Raw genomic sequence first — 14,434 nt, 5'->3', positions numbered from 1 at the left:
GGTTTTGCCCTGGCAGACGCTTTAAACCTCGATCAGCTCAGGTCGGACACGACGTCGGCCCGTTATCCAGACCTTGCTTGTAGTTGTGGCTCTGCAAACTGGCCTTGCCGTTGTGCCAGGTCAGCGTAAGCACCACCAGCGAGTCATAGTCGCTGGACTCCCAGTCTTCGGTGATTGTCTGTTTCTTGCCGACGGCTTCCTCCGCGACCTTGTTGATCAGCTCGGGCAGGTAGCCGTGGGACCAGGCCGTGTAGATCACCGAGTTGTGGTACTTGTCGTGGAGCAATTCATCCGCCAGATCGCTAACGTCGTTGGCCGAAAAATTGATGTTCACCGGCAAACCGAGCTTGATGGCGCTGGGGCTGATGGTCATCAGTGGGCGGATGTAGCTGTAGGAGTTGTCCTGTTCGCCTTCCTCGACATTGCGGGTCGGGTTGGCGGCAAACACGTAATTGGCCTTGCCGAATTTTTCCGGCAGCAGGGTAGCCAGATTGATTGCGCGGTTCAGGCCCTGACAGTTGAGCTGGCCGAGACCACCTTCGGGTTTTTCCGCATGGCGCAGGAAGACCAGGGTCTGGGTGCCGTCAGCCGCCGGTTGCGCACGGCTTTCACTGGACTCCAGTGCAAAAAACAACACGCCCGACGCCAGCACCGCAGTCAGGACGACATAGGCGCATTGCTTGAAGCGGCCAGCGAATTTCAAAGGGTTCATCATTTGAATAGGTGATCTTCAGCGCGTTCGGTTAAGGCTGACAAACCCTTGCACACGAGCTGCCAGCATCGGGTGTGTTCCCTGTCGTCGAGCCGGTCCCGTTTCCGAAAAGGCAATGCTCAGAGTCCTCTGAAGCCTGTTTGGTTCGTTTCCGGCGGGTGCGCAGCAATGTACCGGTAACCTCGAACGGCTTGCAGGATAGGTTATCGACAAGATGTTGCGGATTTATGGACACAGTACAGGGGGCGCGTCGACATTAAAGCCGCAATCTTTCGATCTTGTTCATCAGCCGTATTGATAAGGTCGAAAGATCGCAACCGACAGGCGATCAACCTGGATTATGCTCAACGCTTTCTTTGCCGATGGAGGCTCCCCATGACCGATCTGTCCGCGTTCCCCATCACCCGAAAATGGCCGGCCCAGTATCCCGATTGGATTCAGCTTTATTCCCTGCCGACCCCCAATGGCGTCAAGGTCTCGATCATGCTCGAAGAGATCGGCCTGCCCTACGAGCCGCATCGCGTGGGCTTTGACACCAACGACCAGATGTCCCCCGAATTCCTGTCGCTGAACCCCAACAACAAGATCCCGGCGATCCTCGATCCCCACGGTCCGGGGGACAAACCCCTGCCGTTGTTCGAGTCCGGCGCCATTCTGATTTATCTCGCCGACAAGAGCGGGCAACTGCTGGCGCAGGAATCGGCGGCGCGGTACGAGACGATCCAGTGGCTGATGTTTCAGATGGGCGGCATCGGGCCGATGTTCGGTCAGCTCGGTTTCTTCAACAAATTCGCCGGCAAGGACTACGAGGACAAGCGTCCGCGTGATCGTTACGTCGAGGAAAGTAAACGCCTGTTGAAGGTGCTTGATGAGCGCCTGCAAGGACGCGACTGGATCATGGGCGAACGCTACACCATCGCCGACATTGCGACCTTTCCGTGGGTGCGTAACCTGATCGGCTTCTATGAAGCGGGGGATCTGGTGGGCATCAAGGACTTCCCGAATGTCACCCGGGTCCTGGAGCGCTTCCTGGCGCGACCGGCGGTGATGCGCGGGCTGGAAATCCCCAAGTAAACCTCTTCGACTTCCTCAAGACCAAGGCAGGCAATGAGCTCATTCGATTTCAAGCAAGTAGATGTCTTCAGCCGTATCGCGCTCAAGGGCAATCCGTTGGCGGTGGTGTTCGGTGCCGATGAGCTCAGTGATGAGCGCATGGCGGCGTTCGCGAGCTGGACCAACCTCAGCGAAACCACCTTCATCCTCGAACCGCGCGACCCCCGTGCGGATTATCGCGTGAGGATCTTCACCACTCTGAGCGAGCTGCCGTTTGCCGGTCATCCGACGCTGGGCACTTGTCACGCGTGGCTGGAGGCCGGTGGCATTCCCAAGGGTGAGGAGGTCATTCAGGAGTGTGGCGTCGGGCTGGTGCGGATCCGCCGGCAGGGTGCGGAGCTGGCTTTTCTCGCGCCACCATTGATCAGGACCGGGCCGGTGGAGGCCGATGTGGTCGAGCGCGTGCGTCGCGGACTGCGACTGGAGCCCGGCGTGATTGTCCGGGCGCAGTGGGTCGATAACGGCGCCGGCTGGCTGGCGGTAATGGTCGAGGATCGCCAGCAGGTGCTGGATCTGCAGCCGGATCACTCACAAATGCTCGGCCTCGCCGTTGGCGTCATTGCACCGTGGAATCCCGAGCGCGATGGCGATGATGCACAGTTCGAAGTGCGGGCCTTCATCTCGGGTGATGGCATGCCGGAAGACCCGGCCACCGGCAGTTTGAATGCCGGAATTGCCCAATGGCTGCTCGCAGAGGGCCTGGCGCCGGCGTCCTATGTGGTCAGTCAGGGGCTGACGATGGGACGCGCCGGGCGCATTCAGGTCGAGCAGGTGGGCGATGAAATCTGGATCGGGGGTTCTGTGGTGACGTGCATCAGCGGCACCCTGAAGCTTTAACCCTGTGGGAGCCTGGGGTCGGGGATTATTGCCGGACCGGTAATGGTTTGTTCCGCGCCTGGGGTGTGTACCCCACACCTCGCAAGGCATAAGCTTCGTCCCCTACGACTTTTGTCTTGTTCAGGAAACCCCATGTCCAGTCAGTTCCCCGAAGCACGTCCACGCCGTCTGCGCCGCAATGCGAGCCTGCGCAGCCTGTTCCAGGAAACCGAGTTCAGCTTGAACGACCTGGTGTTGCCGATTTTCGTCGAGGAAGAAATCGACGACTTCGTGCCGATCAAAAGCATGCCCGGGGTGATGCGTATCCCTGAGTCGAAACTGGCCGGCGAGATCGAGCGCTACGCCCGGGCCGGGATCAAGTCGGTGATGACCTTCGGCGTTTCGCATCACCTGGACAGCAGCGGCAGCGACACCTGGAACGATAACGGGCTGGTGTCGCGCATGTCGCGCATTGCCAAGGACGCAGTGCCGGAGATGATCGTGATGTCCGACACCTGCTTCTGCGAGTACACCGATCACGGCCATTGTGGCGTGCTGCACAACCACGAGGTCGACAACGACCAGACCCTGATCAACCTCGGCAGACAAGCGGTGGCCGCGGCGCGTGCCGGTGCGGATGTGATCGCGCCGTCAGCGGCCATGGACGGCCAGGTCCAGGCGATTCGCCGGGCGCTGGATGAGGCCGGTTTCACCCAGACCGCGATCATGGCCTATTCGACCAAATTCGCTTCGGCGCTTTATGGCCCGTTCCGTGAAGCCGGCGGCAGCGCCCTCAAAGGCGACCGTAAAAGCTACCAGATGAACCCGATGAATCGCCGTGAAGCGGTGCGTGAATCGCTGATGGACGAGCAGGAAGGTGCCGACGCGCTGATGGTCAAACCGGCTGGCGCCTACCTGGACATCATCCGCGACATCCGCGAAGTGTCGCGGTTGCCGCTGTCGGCTTATCAGGTCAGCGGCGAGTACGCGATGATCAAATTCGCCGCGCAGGCCGGGGCCATTGATGAGGATCGGGTGGTGCGTGAAAGCCTGGGGGCGATCAAGCGGGCAGGGGCGGACCTGATCTTTACCTACTTTGCGATGGACCTGGCCCTGGCCGGGATCTGACACCTCCCTCGCGTTGAATCAGGGAGAGCCAAAAAACGGCCGGATCCCGTGGTGCTTGAAATACCGCTCGATCACCTTCGGATCAGCACAGGTCTCGGCAATCGCCACATACGTGTCCGGGCGCAACAGGTAAAACCCGTTGCGCCCCAGGCCTGCGGCTTCAAACGCCGGGCGCCAGTCGAATACGTGCAGCGGCAGGTGATGCTCGATGCACCAGGCAATCATCTCGTCGCTGGTGTCGCCGTAGACATGCACCTGCCAGGTCGGACACTTCAGTGATTCAAAATTGTCGCCCTCGCCGTCGTGGGCCCACGGCAGGCGATCGCCGCCATGAACGTGACCGGCAACGCCAGTGCTCAAGGGCGTCCCGCGATAATTGAGGGTGATTTGCGACACCGTGCGAAACAGAAATTCGCGGGTCGTTTCGAACGAGGCCATTTTGGGAATCACGAAGGGTGCCAGACGCGTGCGCAACAAATCGGCCAGGCGGCCCTCGGCGGTGACAAACGTGAATACGCGGTCGGTGGTAGTCACCAGTTTGCGGGCAAAGGCGATGCGCTCGGTTTCGTAAGTGTCGAGCAGGTTGGCCGTGGCACCACCGCTCAACACCGCTGCCAGTTTCCAGGCCAGGTTGATGGCATCGCCGATTCCGGTGTTCATGCCCTGACCACCCGCGGGGCTATGCACATGCGCGGCGTCACCCAGAAGAAACACGCGACCGCTGCGAAAGTGATCAGCCACCCGATGATGCACCCGGTAGGTCGAGAACCAGTTCACCTGATCGATCTGCACCTTCATATGTTCGATGGCGCGACTGCTGACATCTTCAAACCGCAGGGTTTCAACCTGATCGGCGCGTTCGTCGCGTACGGTGCCGATCAAGCGCGCGCGACCTTCACCGACCAACGGAAACACCGCGAGAAAGTCCGCTTCATCGAGGTCTACGTGCAGTTCGCCATTGAACGTCGGCCCGTGGGCCAGCACATCGGCGACATAGAAAATCTGCTGGTAAGTGCCACCGGGAAAACCGGTGTCGAGGGTCTTGCGCACCATTGATCGGGCGCCATCGCAACCGGCCAGATAACACGCCTGGCAGACTTCCTGTTGGCCATCGGGCAAGCGCAGCCTGACGCTGATGCCATCGCCGGTGTCCTCGAAACTCTCAAGTTCGGTGTTGCGTTCCACCTCGATGCCGAACTTTTCCAGGCGTTCGATCAGCAACCGTTCGTGCTCGTCTTGAGGGAATATCTCGAGAAAGGCGTAAGGCGTCAGGCCCTCGCCGATGCGCGTCAGCGGCAAGCGCGCCACGGGCTCGCCCTTGACCCAGAAATTCGCCGCGCCGACGCGATGGCCGTTGCGGACCACGGCATCGCTGAGGTCGAGCTGACGGTAGAGTTCGAGCGTCCGAGCCTGCACCGCCAGCGCCCGCGACGTGGTGCCCGGCGCTGACGTCTTGTCGAGAATCCGCACCCGAATCCCCAGTTTGCTCAGCCACAGCGCCAGTACCAGCCCGGTCGGGCCGGCACCGACGATCAGTACGTCACTCCGGTTCATGAGCCTGTCCTCTTCGGTGTGAGGTTCAAGTATGGTTCAGCCCGGCGGGTTGGTCAGGTCGCGTATACCCAATGGGAACAGGCAGGAACGGCAAGAGTCATAGCCTGCACCATGCCATTGATCGTATGGTGATCCACGCTCAATGGATTTGATGGAGCAACATGCAAGCCAATCGATTGATCATGAGTATCGCGGCGCTGCTGGTGCTGGCCGGCTGTGGCACCCAGCGCCCGCAGGAGCCGCCTGCCCGAAAGCCTGCCGAGGTCAAGGCCGAGATCGTGCGCCTGTTGCCGGCGAAAACGGTTGATCGCCAAGGCTGGGCCACGGATATCTACGCAGCATTTGCCGCGCAAAACATCTACCCATCGACCCAGAACCTGTGTTCGGTGCTCGCGGTCACCGAGCAGGAGTCGACCTTTCAGGTCGATCCACCTGTGCCGGGCCTGGGCAAGATCGCCCGCGACGAGATCGACCGCCGTGCCGCCAGCGCGCACATCCCCGGCCTGCTGGTGAGCGGTGCCCTGCAGGTCCGTTCATCCAACGGCAAAAGCTACAGCGAGCGACTGAGCGCCGCGCGCAGCGAACAAGAACTCAGTGCCATCTTCGACGACTTCATCGGCATGGTGCCCATGGGGCGGACCCTGTTCGGCGGCTTCAACCCGGTGCACACCGCGGGTCCGATGCAGGTCAGCATCGATTTCGCCGAGCAACACGCGAAGGAGTATCCGTACCCGGTGAACAGCACGATCCGTCATGAAGTGTTCACTCGTCGAGGCGGCATGTATTTCGGGATTGCCCATTTGCTTGGGTATCCGGTGAGCTACAAACAGCCGCTATATCGCTTTGCCGATTTCAACGCCGGTTGGTACGCCAGCCGCAATGCGGCGTTTCAGAACGCGGTGAGTCGCGCCTCTGGCATCCCTCTGGCGCTGGATGGCGATCTTGTGCGCTACGACGCGATCATGCCGGGCACTACGGAGTTGGCGGTGCGTACCCTGAGCAAACAATTGGGCATGCGCAATACGACCATTCGGGATCAGTTGGAGGAGGGCAAGAACCTTGGGTTTGAGGACACTCAACTCTATGCGCGGGTTTTCGAGCTGGCCGAGAAGGCTGAAGGTCGGCCATTGCCGCGTGCGGTGTTGCCGGGGATTGAGCTGCAAAGCCCGAAAATCACTCGCAAGCTGACGACGGCGTGGTTTGCCAAGCGGGTCGATGAGCGTTACCAGCGCTGCATGGAGCGTGCGGGCAAGTGACTGACCGCTGAAAAACAGGCATAAAAAACCCGGCGGATGAGGCCGGGTTTTTATTGAGTCCTGCAGTGAAACTACGCATTTATGCAGCGCGGCTTTCGATCAGGCGGTCGGAACCACCTTCGGCGACGCGCTTCTCGATCAGACGGTCGGAACCACCTTCTGCAACGCGCTTCTCGATCAAACGGTCGGAACCACCCTCGGCAACGCGCTTCTCGATCAGTCGATCCGAGCCACCTTCGGCAACGCGTTTTTCGATCAGACGGTCGGAACCACCTTCGGCAACGCGTTTCTCGATCAGACGATCCGAGCCACCTTCGGCAACGCGTTTTTCGATCAGACGGTCGGAACCACCTTCGGCAACGCGCTTCTCGATCAGACGGTCCGAACCACCCTCAGCCACACGGCTTTCAATCAGACGATCCGAGCCGCCTTCAGCGACAACTGGGTGAGCCGAAGTAGCGGCAAAAGCGTTAACTGCAAAAACCGAGAAAGCGATGCTGAGGAAGAGTTGGCGTTTCATGATGGTGTGCTCCGGGGGTGTCGTTGTTTGGTATGGAGCCGATGTTACGCCGCGGATTTTTTATGAGAACTTCATTGAAATGATGGTGACCATCGACGGCAATGATAGGACCAGCGGTGTCCCCTGCGTGGGCGTGATGGTTCAGTCGTCGGGTCGCCTCGGTAGGCGTGAACGGCGCTTCTACACTGGTTAGCTGGCACATGCCTTTGCCTTGGAGGAGTCGATCATGAATCCCAGTTCCTATGTTCCGACCCACACCGGCTTGTTGCTGGTGGACCCTTACAACGACTTCCTCAGTGAAGGCGGCAAACTTCACGGTCGCGCACAGCCAGTGGCCGACAGTGTCGGCACCCTGGCCAACTTGAAGGCGGTGGTGGCGGCCGTGCGCAAGGCCGGGATGCAGATTTTCTACGTCCCGCATCACCGCGCCGAGCCCGATGAACTGGCGCGCTGGAAACACCCAAGTCCCTATCAACAGAGAGCCAGCAGCGCGCAGGTATTTGCGGTGGGGAGCTGGGGCGGCGAATGGCACCCGGATTTCCAACCCCAGGCTGGGGATGTGATCGTCAAGGAACACTGGGGCGGCAGTGGTTTTGCCAATACCGATCTGGACTATCTGCTCAAGCAGCACGGGATTGAAAAGGTCGTGGTCGTGGGAATGCTCGCCAACACATGCATCGAAAGCACCGGTCGATTCGCCGCCGAGTTAGGCTATCACGTCACCCTGGTGCGCGATGCCACGGCGGCATTCAGCATCGAGGCGATGCACGCGGCGCACGAAATCAACGGGCCGACATTCGCCCATTCGATCACCACCACGGCGCAGTTGATCGAGGCCCTGGGTTAAGGCGTTCAACGTCCTGATTCACTCAACGGCAGGGAACGAGCCGGCAAACCGTGCCTCTACTGACTAACCTTGTCCCGCCAGGAGGCAGCACCATGTACCAGCTCTACGGACACCAGAACTCCGGCGCCGCCGCGATCGAGGCTGCTCTCGAGCTCTGTGAAATCCCTTATCGCTTCATCGACGTCGAGTCTTCATCGGAGGCCGCCAAAGCCCTGGAGAAGCTCAACCCGCTCAAGCAGATTCCGACCCTGCAACTGCCTGACGGCAGCATTCTCACCGAAAGCGCGGCGATCCTGATTCACCTGGGGCTGGCGTTTCCCCAGTCGAACCTGTTGTCGAGGGACCCCGCCGAGCGTGATCAGGCGATCCGTGGCCTGGTGTACATCGTCAGCAATTGCTACGCGGCCATCGGCATCATTGATTACCCCGAGCGCTGGCTGATCGAGGCGGATGCAGCGTCCAGGGAAAATCTCATGGCCGGCGCCCGCCGTCGGTTGCACTGGAGCTGGGAAGTGTTTGCCGATCAGTTTTCCGGCGAGTTGTATCTGGACGACGAGACGCCTGGCGCACTGGATGTGCTGGCGGCGGTGGTGACGCGGTGGGCGGGCAGCCGCGAGCATCTACGCCATGCCCGACCGGGCTTCTACGCATGGCTGATGCGAATCGACCGGCACCCGACGTTGGCACCGGTCTTTGCCCGGCATTGGCCGAACTGACAAACATCAACAAGTAAACGTGGGAACGAACAGGTTCGCTCCCACAGGATGCACGGTGTTTTTTCAATCAGTCGCCGCGAATGTACTGCTCCAGCTGGCGGATCAGTTCAGCCTGTTCGGCAATGGCTTCCTTGACCAGGTCGCCGATCGACAGCAAACCGATCAGCACGCCGTTTTCCACCACCGGCAAGTGCCGCAGGCGTTTGTCGGACATGATGCCCATGCAGGTTTCGACGGTTTGGTGGGTGTCCACGGTGATCACCGGCGACACCATGATGTCTTCGACCGGTGTACCCACCGAAGAGCGGCCCTTGAGCACGAGTTTGCGCGCATAGTCACGCTCACTGATGATGCCGACGACTTCGCCATTTTTCACGACGGGCAATGCGCCGACGTTTTTCGCGGCCATGACCATCAGCGCTTCCAGGACCATTTGATGCGGCGCAATGGTGTGGACTTCGTGATTCTGTTCAGCCTTTAACTTCAGCAGTTGGGCGACGGTTTTCATGGCGGTTTCTCAGGTGTTGTCGTTGTTCTTGAAGAATCGTAGACCCAAGCGCTGAGGGCAAGGCAGAAAGCGGCAGATAACCCTCAAAAAACGCCATTCAGCGGTTTTTCTTTGGTAAACCTGAAGTATTCCACTGTTATTCACGAATCGATGGGCTGAACTCAGTCCCGTGTGGGCGAACCTGCATCCACCTCGCAGAGAAGGCTATCAATCGCAATGACGCGTAGAATCGCCACCTGAATCAAATCTTGAGGTTGCAGTGGTGGATTTACAGCAGGGCTTCGTCCTGACTCGGCATTGGCGCGATACACCGACCGGTACGCAAGTCGAGTTCTGGCTGGCGACCGATGCCGGGCCCCAGAGAATTCGCCTGCCTCATCAGCCGTCGGTGGCGTTCATTCCGGCGGTCCAGCGCGAGCAGGCCGAAACGGCGTTGCACGGCGAAAAAAACGTTGAGCTCAAGCCGTTGGCCTTGCAGGATTTCGAGCACCGCCCGGTGCTCGGCTTGTATTGCCAGCAGCACGGTCAGTTGATGCGCCTGGAAACCGCGCTGCGTAAAGCCGGCGTCGAGATGTTCGAAGCCGACGTGCGACCACCGGAACGCTACATGATGGAGCGTTTCATCACGGCGCCTGTGCTGTTCGGTGGCACGCCTGACGCCGAGGGCCTGTTGCTCGACGCACAAATGAAGCCAGACCCCGGCTACCGACCGACACTCAGGCTGGTGTCCCTGGACATCGAAACCACCGCCCAGGGCGAGTTGTATTCCATTGCGCTGGAAGGCTGCGGCGAGCGTCAGGTCTACATGCTCGGCCCACCCAATGGCGACGACAGCGAGGTGGATTTCCAGCTTGAATACTGCGACTCGCGAACCCTGCTGCTGAAAAAACTCAACGAATGGTTCGCCCGCCATGATCCCGACGCGATCATCGGCTGGAACGTCGTGCAGTTCGACTTGCGCGTGCTGCACCAACACGCCCGGCAGTTGGGCGTACCGCTGAAACTGGGGCGTGGCGGCGAAGAAATGCAATGGCGTGAACACGGCAGTCGCAACCATTACTTCGCCGCTGCCGCCGGACGGTTGATCATCGACGGCATCGAATCGCTGCGTTCGGCGACCTGGAGTTTCCCCTCGTTCAGTCTGGAAAACGTCGCGCAAACCCTGCTCGGCGAGGGCAAGGCGATCAGCACGCCGTACCAGCGCATGGACGAAATCAACCGCATGTTTGCCGAGGACAAACCGGCCCTGGCCAAGTACAACCTCAAGGACTGCGAACTGGTGACGCGGATTTTCGCCAAGACCGAACTGCTGACCTTCCTGCTGGAGCGTGCCAGCGTCACCGGTTTACCGGCCGATCGCAGCGGTGGCTCGGTGGCGGCGTTCACTCACCTGTACATGCCGCTGATGCACCGTCAGGGCTTCGTCGCGCCCAACCTTGGCACCAAGCCCGCGCAGGCCAGCCCCGGCGGCTTCGTCATGGATTCGCAACCGGGCCTTTATGAATCGGTGTTGGTGCTCGACTACAAAAGTCTTTATCCGTCGATCATCCGCACCTTCCTGATTGACCCGGTGGGCCTGATCGAAGGCTTGCAGCACCCTGACGACAGCGAGTCCGTGCCGGGCTTTCGTGGCGCGCGTTTTTCCAGAACCCGGCATTGCCTGCCCGCCATCGTCGCCCGGGTGGCCGAAGGTCGCGAGACCGCCAAACGCGAGCACAATGCGCCGCTGTCGCAAGCCTTGAAAATCATCATGAACGCCTTCTACGGTGTGCTGGGTTCCAGCGGCTGCCGTTTTTTTGATACGCGGCTGGCGTCGTCCATTACTTTGCGCGGTCACGAGATCATGCTGCGCACCCGCCAGTTGATCGAAGCTCAGGGGCACACAGTAATCTACGGCGACACCGACTCGACGTTCGTCTGGCTGCGTCGTGCCCACGGCCAGGAAGAGGCCGCGCAGATCGGTCATGCGCTGGTGGACCACGTCAACCAATGGTGGCGGGAACATGTGCAGCAGGAGTACGGGCTGCAAAGCGCTCTTGAGTTGCAGTTTGAGACTCATTACACGCGCTTTCTGATGCCGACCATTCGCGGGGCCGAAGAGGGCAGCAAGAAGCGGTATGCCGGGCTGGTCATCCGTGCCGATGGCACTGACGAAATGGTCTACAAAGGGCTGGAAACCGTACGCACCGACTGGTCACCGCTGGCCCGGCAGTTCCAGCAAGAGCTGTACTCGCGGATCTTCCATCGCCAGCCTTATCAGGATTACGTGCGCGATTATGTGCGCAAGACCCTGTCCGGCGAATTCGATGACCGTCTTATTTATCGCAAGCGCCTGCGCCGCACCCTCGATGACTATGAGCGCAATGTGCCGCCCCACGTCCGTGCGGCACGGATCGCCGACGACTTCAACGACCGGCAGGGCCGTCCCCGGCAATACCAGAACGGCGGCTGGATCAACTACGTGATCACCGTTGCCGGGCCCGAACCGCTGGAGATCCGCAGTGCCCCGATTGACTACGACCATTACGTCACCCGCCAACTGCAACCGGTGGCGGATGCGATCCTGCCCTTTGTCGACGACGACTTCTCAACCCTGGTGGGTGGGCAAATGGGTCTGTTTTAAGTCCAGTAGCGACAGCGTCCAGGCATCCGGTATGCCATGAAAATACTGATCCAGCGCCTGATGGAACACGCTGCCCTTGGGCGAAAACTGGGCAAACAATGTCATCGAGGAATGAAACTTCAGGTTGTCGGGATGACCGAAAATCTCGGCGATTGAGCGATTCTTGGTGTTCAGGACCAGTTGTGTACAGGTTCGCAGGCGCGTACCCAGCTGTGGGTGCTCAAGGTAGGCAAGCGCCTCTGCGTGGGAGCGGATCGCGAAATGCCGCGACATCTCGCTGCCGCCCAGGCCGGCTAACTGCGGAAAGATAAACCACATCCAGTGACGACGTTTTTGACCGTTGCGCAGTTCTTCCTGGACCCGTTCAAACACGGGGTCCTGAGCCTGGACAAACCGTGGCAAATTAAAAGCATCGAGCTGATCGGTGCTTCTCATGCAGAAGTCCTCTGACAACACCGCGATGGCTTAGACCATGGCCAATCGCTGTTTGCGTTGTGGCGCGTGAAACGCTTGGTCCAGCGCCTTCAAGTCCTCGTCTTCGAGCCGCAGTTGCGCGGCCTGCGCATTCAGTTGCACATGTTCGGTTCTGACCGCTTTGGGGATGGCGATCACATCAGGCGTTCGCAGTATCCATGCCAGTGCAACCTGGGCGGGGCTCACTCCGTGACGGGCGGCAATCTGTTTGAGCGCCGGATTGGCCAGCAGTTGCCCGCCCTGACCGATGGGACAGTATGCCATCAGCGGTTGATGATGCTGGTGACACCAGGGCAGCAGATCAAATTCGATACCGCGCTCTTCCAGGTTGTAGAGCACCTGATTGGTCGCGCATGCGGGTGAGGCCAGCTCTTGAAGATCATCCACGTCGAAATTGGATACGCCCCAACGACCGATCTTGCCTTCCTCGCGCAGGCGTTCGAAAGCTTCGACGGTTTCCTCAAGCGGATACTGGCCGCGCCAGTGCAGCAGGTACAGATCGATATAGTCGGTTTTCAAGCGCCGCAAACTGCGTTCGCAGGCCTGCGGGATGCCTTTGCGGCTGGCGTTGTGCGGGTAGACCTTGCTGACCAGAAAGACTTTGTCGCGCATTCCCTCGATGGCTTCACCCACCACTTTTTCCGCGCCACCTTCTGCGTACATTTCAGCGGTGTCGATCAGGGTCATGCCCAACTCGATGCCCAGGCGCAAAGCGGCGACTTCCCTGGTGTGTTGCGAGGGATCTTCTCCCATACGCCAGGTGCCTTGGCCGATGACCGGTACGTTGACGCCGGCCAATTCGAGGGTGCGCATGAAAATCTCCTAATTTTGAATCGAAGCATACTCTTTGATTGGCAGCAAAATTGCCCGGTGGTTCCGCTCCTGAAATCAAAAGATCGCAGCCTCGTTGCACTCGACAGCTCCTACAGAGTGCGCAAAACCCTGTAGGAGCTGTCGAGTGCAACGAGGCTGCGATCTCTTGTTCTTTATTTGGCCGAAAATTTCAGCACAGTGTTTTGGGTATAGACCTTGCCCGGATCGAGTCGCGTAGACGGGAAGTTCGGCTGGTTCGGCGAGTCCGGGTAATGCTGGGTTTCGAGGGTAAAGGCACCCCAATGTGCATAGACTTTGCCGGCCTTGCCCTTGACCGTGCCGTCGAGGAAGTTGCTGGTGTAGAACTGCACGCCTGGCTCCGTGGTGTAAAGCTGCAAGCGACGGCCCGATTGCGGATCGCTGACATCGGCGGCCAGTTGGCTGACGTCGCCCTTGGCGTCCAGCGCCCAGTTGAAATCGAAACCACCCTGTTTCGGTTCGGCGAATTTCAACTGCGGGTGATCGGCCTTGATGTTTTTGCCAATGGCGGTTGGCTGGGTGAAGTCCATCGGTGTGCCGGCGACCGGGGCCAGTTCGCCGGTGGGAATCAGCTTGCCGTTGACCGGTGTGTAATGGGTCGCGTGCAGGGTCACAAGTTGTTTGAGTACATCACCGTTGCCGGCACCGGCGAGGTTGAAGTAGCTGTGGTTCGTCAGGTTCAGCACCGTCGGTTTATCGGTCGAGGCCTTGTAATCGATGCGCAGCTCATTGTTCTCGGTGAGGCTGTAAGTGACCTCGGTTTTGAGGGTGCCGGGAAAACCCATTTCACCGTCCGCCGACACATACGTCAGGGTCACGCCCACCGAATCCTTGCCTTTGCTCGGTTGGGCTTTCCATACGTGCTTGTCGAAACCCTGGGGGCCGCCGTGCAGCGAGTTTGAGCCATCGTTGAGCGGCACCTGATAGCGCTTGCCGTCCAGTTCGAAGGCCCCGTTGGCCAGGCGATTGCCAAAGCGTCCGATGGTCGCGCCAAAGTACGCGGTACCGCCCTGATAGCCCTGAACGTCGTCGAACCCCAGCACCACATCGTCGAACTTGCCGTTTTTGTCCGGCACCTTCAACGACTGCAAAATCCCGCCATAGGTAATCACCGTGGCCTGCATGCCGTGGCTGTTGCGCAAAATGTATTGCTCGACGGGGCTGCCGTCACGGGTCTTGCCGAAGGCTTTGTGTTCGCTGGACAGGCCGGCGGCATGGGTGGGGAGGGTGGCGATCATAAGAGACAGTCCGAGGCCGCAGAGTGGGTATCGGGATTTCAACATGGTTGACCTTCCTTTTTGTTGTTTTTAGCAAG

Annotated in this window: 14 protein-coding genes; 7 read left to right on the top strand and 7 right to left on the bottom strand. The window is 59.8% G+C overall.

Annotation, left to right across the window (positions count from 1 at the left end; genetic code table 11):
- Nucleotides 1–37 precede the first annotated feature (37 nt).
- On the bottom strand, nt 38–715 hold the full coding sequence (locus BLQ41_RS25505) for a histidine phosphatase family protein (RefSeq protein ID WP_090186037.1): 678 nt from the start codon (nt 713–715) through the stop codon (nt 38–40).
- Between the two features lie 372 nt (nt 716–1,087).
- Between BLQ41_RS25505 and BLQ41_RS25500 the strand changes: the two genes are divergently transcribed.
- The 3 genes from BLQ41_RS25500 to hemB all read left to right on the top strand — a co-directional run bounded on the left by BLQ41_RS25500 (nt 1,088) and on the right by hemB (nt 3,769).
- A complete protein-coding gene (locus BLQ41_RS25500) occupies nt 1,088–1,786 on the top strand; it encodes a glutathione binding-like protein (RefSeq protein ID WP_090186035.1) in 699 nt (232 codons plus the stop codon).
- Between the two features lie 33 nt (nt 1,787–1,819).
- Nucleotides 1,820–2,662 carry a PhzF family phenazine biosynthesis protein gene (locus tag BLQ41_RS25495; RefSeq protein WP_090186032.1) on the top strand — a complete coding sequence of 281 codons (843 nt, stop codon included), beginning with the start codon at nt 1,820–1,822 and terminating at the stop codon, nt 2,660–2,662.
- Nucleotides 2,663–2,794: 132 nt separating this feature from the next.
- Nucleotides 2,795–3,769 carry a porphobilinogen synthase gene (hemB, locus tag BLQ41_RS25490; RefSeq protein WP_090186029.1) on the top strand — a complete coding sequence of 325 codons (975 nt, stop codon included), beginning with the start codon at nt 2,795–2,797 and terminating at the stop codon, nt 3,767–3,769.
- Nucleotides 3,770–3,787: 18 nt separating this feature from the next.
- Here hemB and BLQ41_RS25485 read toward each other — a convergent pair whose 3' ends face one another.
- Nucleotides 3,788–5,323 carry an FAD-dependent oxidoreductase gene (locus BLQ41_RS25485; RefSeq protein ID WP_090186028.1) on the bottom strand — a complete coding sequence of 512 codons (1,536 nt, stop codon included), beginning with the start codon at nt 5,321–5,323 and terminating at the stop codon, nt 3,788–3,790.
- Nucleotides 5,324–5,484: 161 nt separating this feature from the next.
- Between BLQ41_RS25485 and BLQ41_RS25480 the strand changes: the two genes are divergently transcribed.
- Nucleotides 5,485–6,579 carry a DUF1615 domain-containing protein gene (locus BLQ41_RS25480; protein ID WP_090186025.1) on the top strand — a complete coding sequence of 365 codons (1,095 nt, stop codon included), beginning with the start codon at nt 5,485–5,487 and terminating at the stop codon, nt 6,577–6,579.
- 79 nt (nt 6,580–6,658) lie between these two features.
- On the opposite strand, the gene BLQ41_RS25475 is transcribed toward BLQ41_RS25480, so the two are convergent.
- Nucleotides 6,659–7,099 carry a phage infection protein gene (locus BLQ41_RS25475; RefSeq protein WP_090186022.1) on the bottom strand — a complete coding sequence of 147 codons (441 nt, stop codon included), beginning with the start codon at nt 7,097–7,099 and terminating at the stop codon, nt 6,659–6,661.
- 226 nt (nt 7,100–7,325) lie between these two features.
- On the opposite strand from BLQ41_RS25475, the gene BLQ41_RS25465 reads away from it, so the two are divergent.
- Nucleotides 7,326–7,946 carry an isochorismatase family cysteine hydrolase gene (locus BLQ41_RS25465; RefSeq protein WP_090186017.1) on the top strand — a complete coding sequence of 207 codons (621 nt, stop codon included), beginning with the start codon at nt 7,326–7,328 and terminating at the stop codon, nt 7,944–7,946.
- Between the two features lie 92 nt (nt 7,947–8,038).
- Nucleotides 8,039–8,662 (top strand): glutathione S-transferase, encoded by a 624-nt coding sequence (locus tag BLQ41_RS25460; protein WP_090186014.1) that lies wholly within the window; start codon nt 8,039–8,041, stop codon nt 8,660–8,662.
- A 67-nt stretch (nt 8,663–8,729) separates the two neighbouring features.
- On the opposite strand, the gene BLQ41_RS25455 is transcribed toward BLQ41_RS25460, so the two are convergent.
- On the bottom strand, nt 8,730–9,170 hold the full coding sequence (locus BLQ41_RS25455; RefSeq protein ID WP_090186012.1) for a CBS domain-containing protein: 441 nt from the start codon (nt 9,168–9,170) through the stop codon (nt 8,730–8,732).
- 262 nt (nt 9,171–9,432) lie between these two features.
- Between BLQ41_RS25455 and BLQ41_RS25450 the strand changes: the two genes are divergently transcribed.
- On the top strand, nt 9,433–11,793 hold the full coding sequence (locus tag BLQ41_RS25450) for a DNA polymerase II (protein WP_167360507.1): 2,361 nt from the start codon (nt 9,433–9,435) through the stop codon (nt 11,791–11,793).
- Here BLQ41_RS25450 and BLQ41_RS25445 read toward each other — a convergent pair.
- The 3 genes from BLQ41_RS25445 to BLQ41_RS25435 form a co-directional block, all read right to left on the bottom strand.
- On the bottom strand, nt 11,758–12,228 hold the full coding sequence (locus BLQ41_RS25445) for a DUF1810 domain-containing protein (RefSeq protein ID WP_090186007.1): 471 nt from the start codon (nt 12,226–12,228) through the stop codon (nt 11,758–11,760). The genes BLQ41_RS25450 and BLQ41_RS25445 overlap by 36 nt on opposite strands.
- A gap of 30 nt (nt 12,229–12,258) precedes the next feature.
- Nucleotides 12,259–13,080 (bottom strand): aldo/keto reductase, encoded by an 822-nt coding sequence (locus BLQ41_RS25440; protein ID WP_090186004.1) that lies wholly within the window; start codon nt 13,078–13,080, stop codon nt 12,259–12,261.
- A 173-nt stretch (nt 13,081–13,253) separates the two neighbouring features.
- On the bottom strand, nt 13,254–14,402 hold the full coding sequence (locus tag BLQ41_RS25435) for an aldose epimerase family protein (RefSeq protein ID WP_090186002.1): 1,149 nt from the start codon (nt 14,400–14,402) through the stop codon (nt 13,254–13,256).
- Between the last annotated feature and the right edge of the window lie 32 nt (nt 14,403–14,434).

The sequence above is a fragment of the Pseudomonas arsenicoxydans genome (assembly GCF_900103875.1).
Lineage (GTDB): Bacteria > Pseudomonadota > Gammaproteobacteria > Pseudomonadales > Pseudomonadaceae > Aquipseudomonas > Aquipseudomonas arsenicoxydans.
Note: the sequence above shows the minus strand (reverse complement) of the source record. Positions and strands in the feature narration are given on the sequence as shown.

Coding starts and splice junctions, on each gene's coding strand:
- BLQ41_RS25475 (WP_090186022.1), bottom strand. CDS start 7,099: ATGAAACGCCAACTCTTCCTCAGCATCGCTTTCTCGGTTTTTGCAGTT.
- BLQ41_RS25500 (WP_090186035.1), top strand. CDS start 1,088: ATGACCGATCTGTCCGCGTTCCCCATCACCCGAAAATGGCCGGCCCAG.
- BLQ41_RS25445 (WP_090186007.1), bottom strand. CDS start 12,228: ATGAGAAGCACCGATCAGCTCGATGCTTTTAATTTGCCACGGTTTGTC.
- BLQ41_RS25495 (WP_090186032.1), top strand. CDS start 1,820: ATGAGCTCATTCGATTTCAAGCAAGTAGATGTCTTCAGCCGTATCGCG.
- BLQ41_RS25460 (WP_090186014.1), top strand. CDS start 8,039: ATGTACCAGCTCTACGGACACCAGAACTCCGGCGCCGCCGCGATCGAG.
- hemB (WP_090186029.1), top strand. CDS start 2,795: ATGTCCAGTCAGTTCCCCGAAGCACGTCCACGCCGTCTGCGCCGCAAT.
- BLQ41_RS25455 (WP_090186012.1), bottom strand. CDS start 9,170: ATGAAAACCGTCGCCCAACTGCTGAAGTTAAAGGCTGAACAGAATCAC.
- BLQ41_RS25480 (WP_090186025.1), top strand. CDS start 5,485: ATGCAAGCCAATCGATTGATCATGAGTATCGCGGCGCTGCTGGTGCTG.
- BLQ41_RS25505 (WP_090186037.1), bottom strand. CDS start 715: ATGATGAACCCTTTGAAATTCGCTGGCCGCTTCAAGCAATGCGCCTAT.
- BLQ41_RS25440 (WP_090186004.1), bottom strand. CDS start 13,080: ATGCGCACCCTCGAATTGGCCGGCGTCAACGTACCGGTCATCGGCCAA.
- BLQ41_RS25485 (WP_090186028.1), bottom strand. CDS start 5,323: ATGAACCGGAGTGACGTACTGATCGTCGGTGCCGGCCCGACCGGGCTG.
- BLQ41_RS25435 (WP_090186002.1), bottom strand. CDS start 14,402: ATGTTGAAATCCCGATACCCACTCTGCGGCCTCGGACTGTCTCTTATG.
- BLQ41_RS25465 (WP_090186017.1), top strand. CDS start 7,326: ATGAATCCCAGTTCCTATGTTCCGACCCACACCGGCTTGTTGCTGGTG.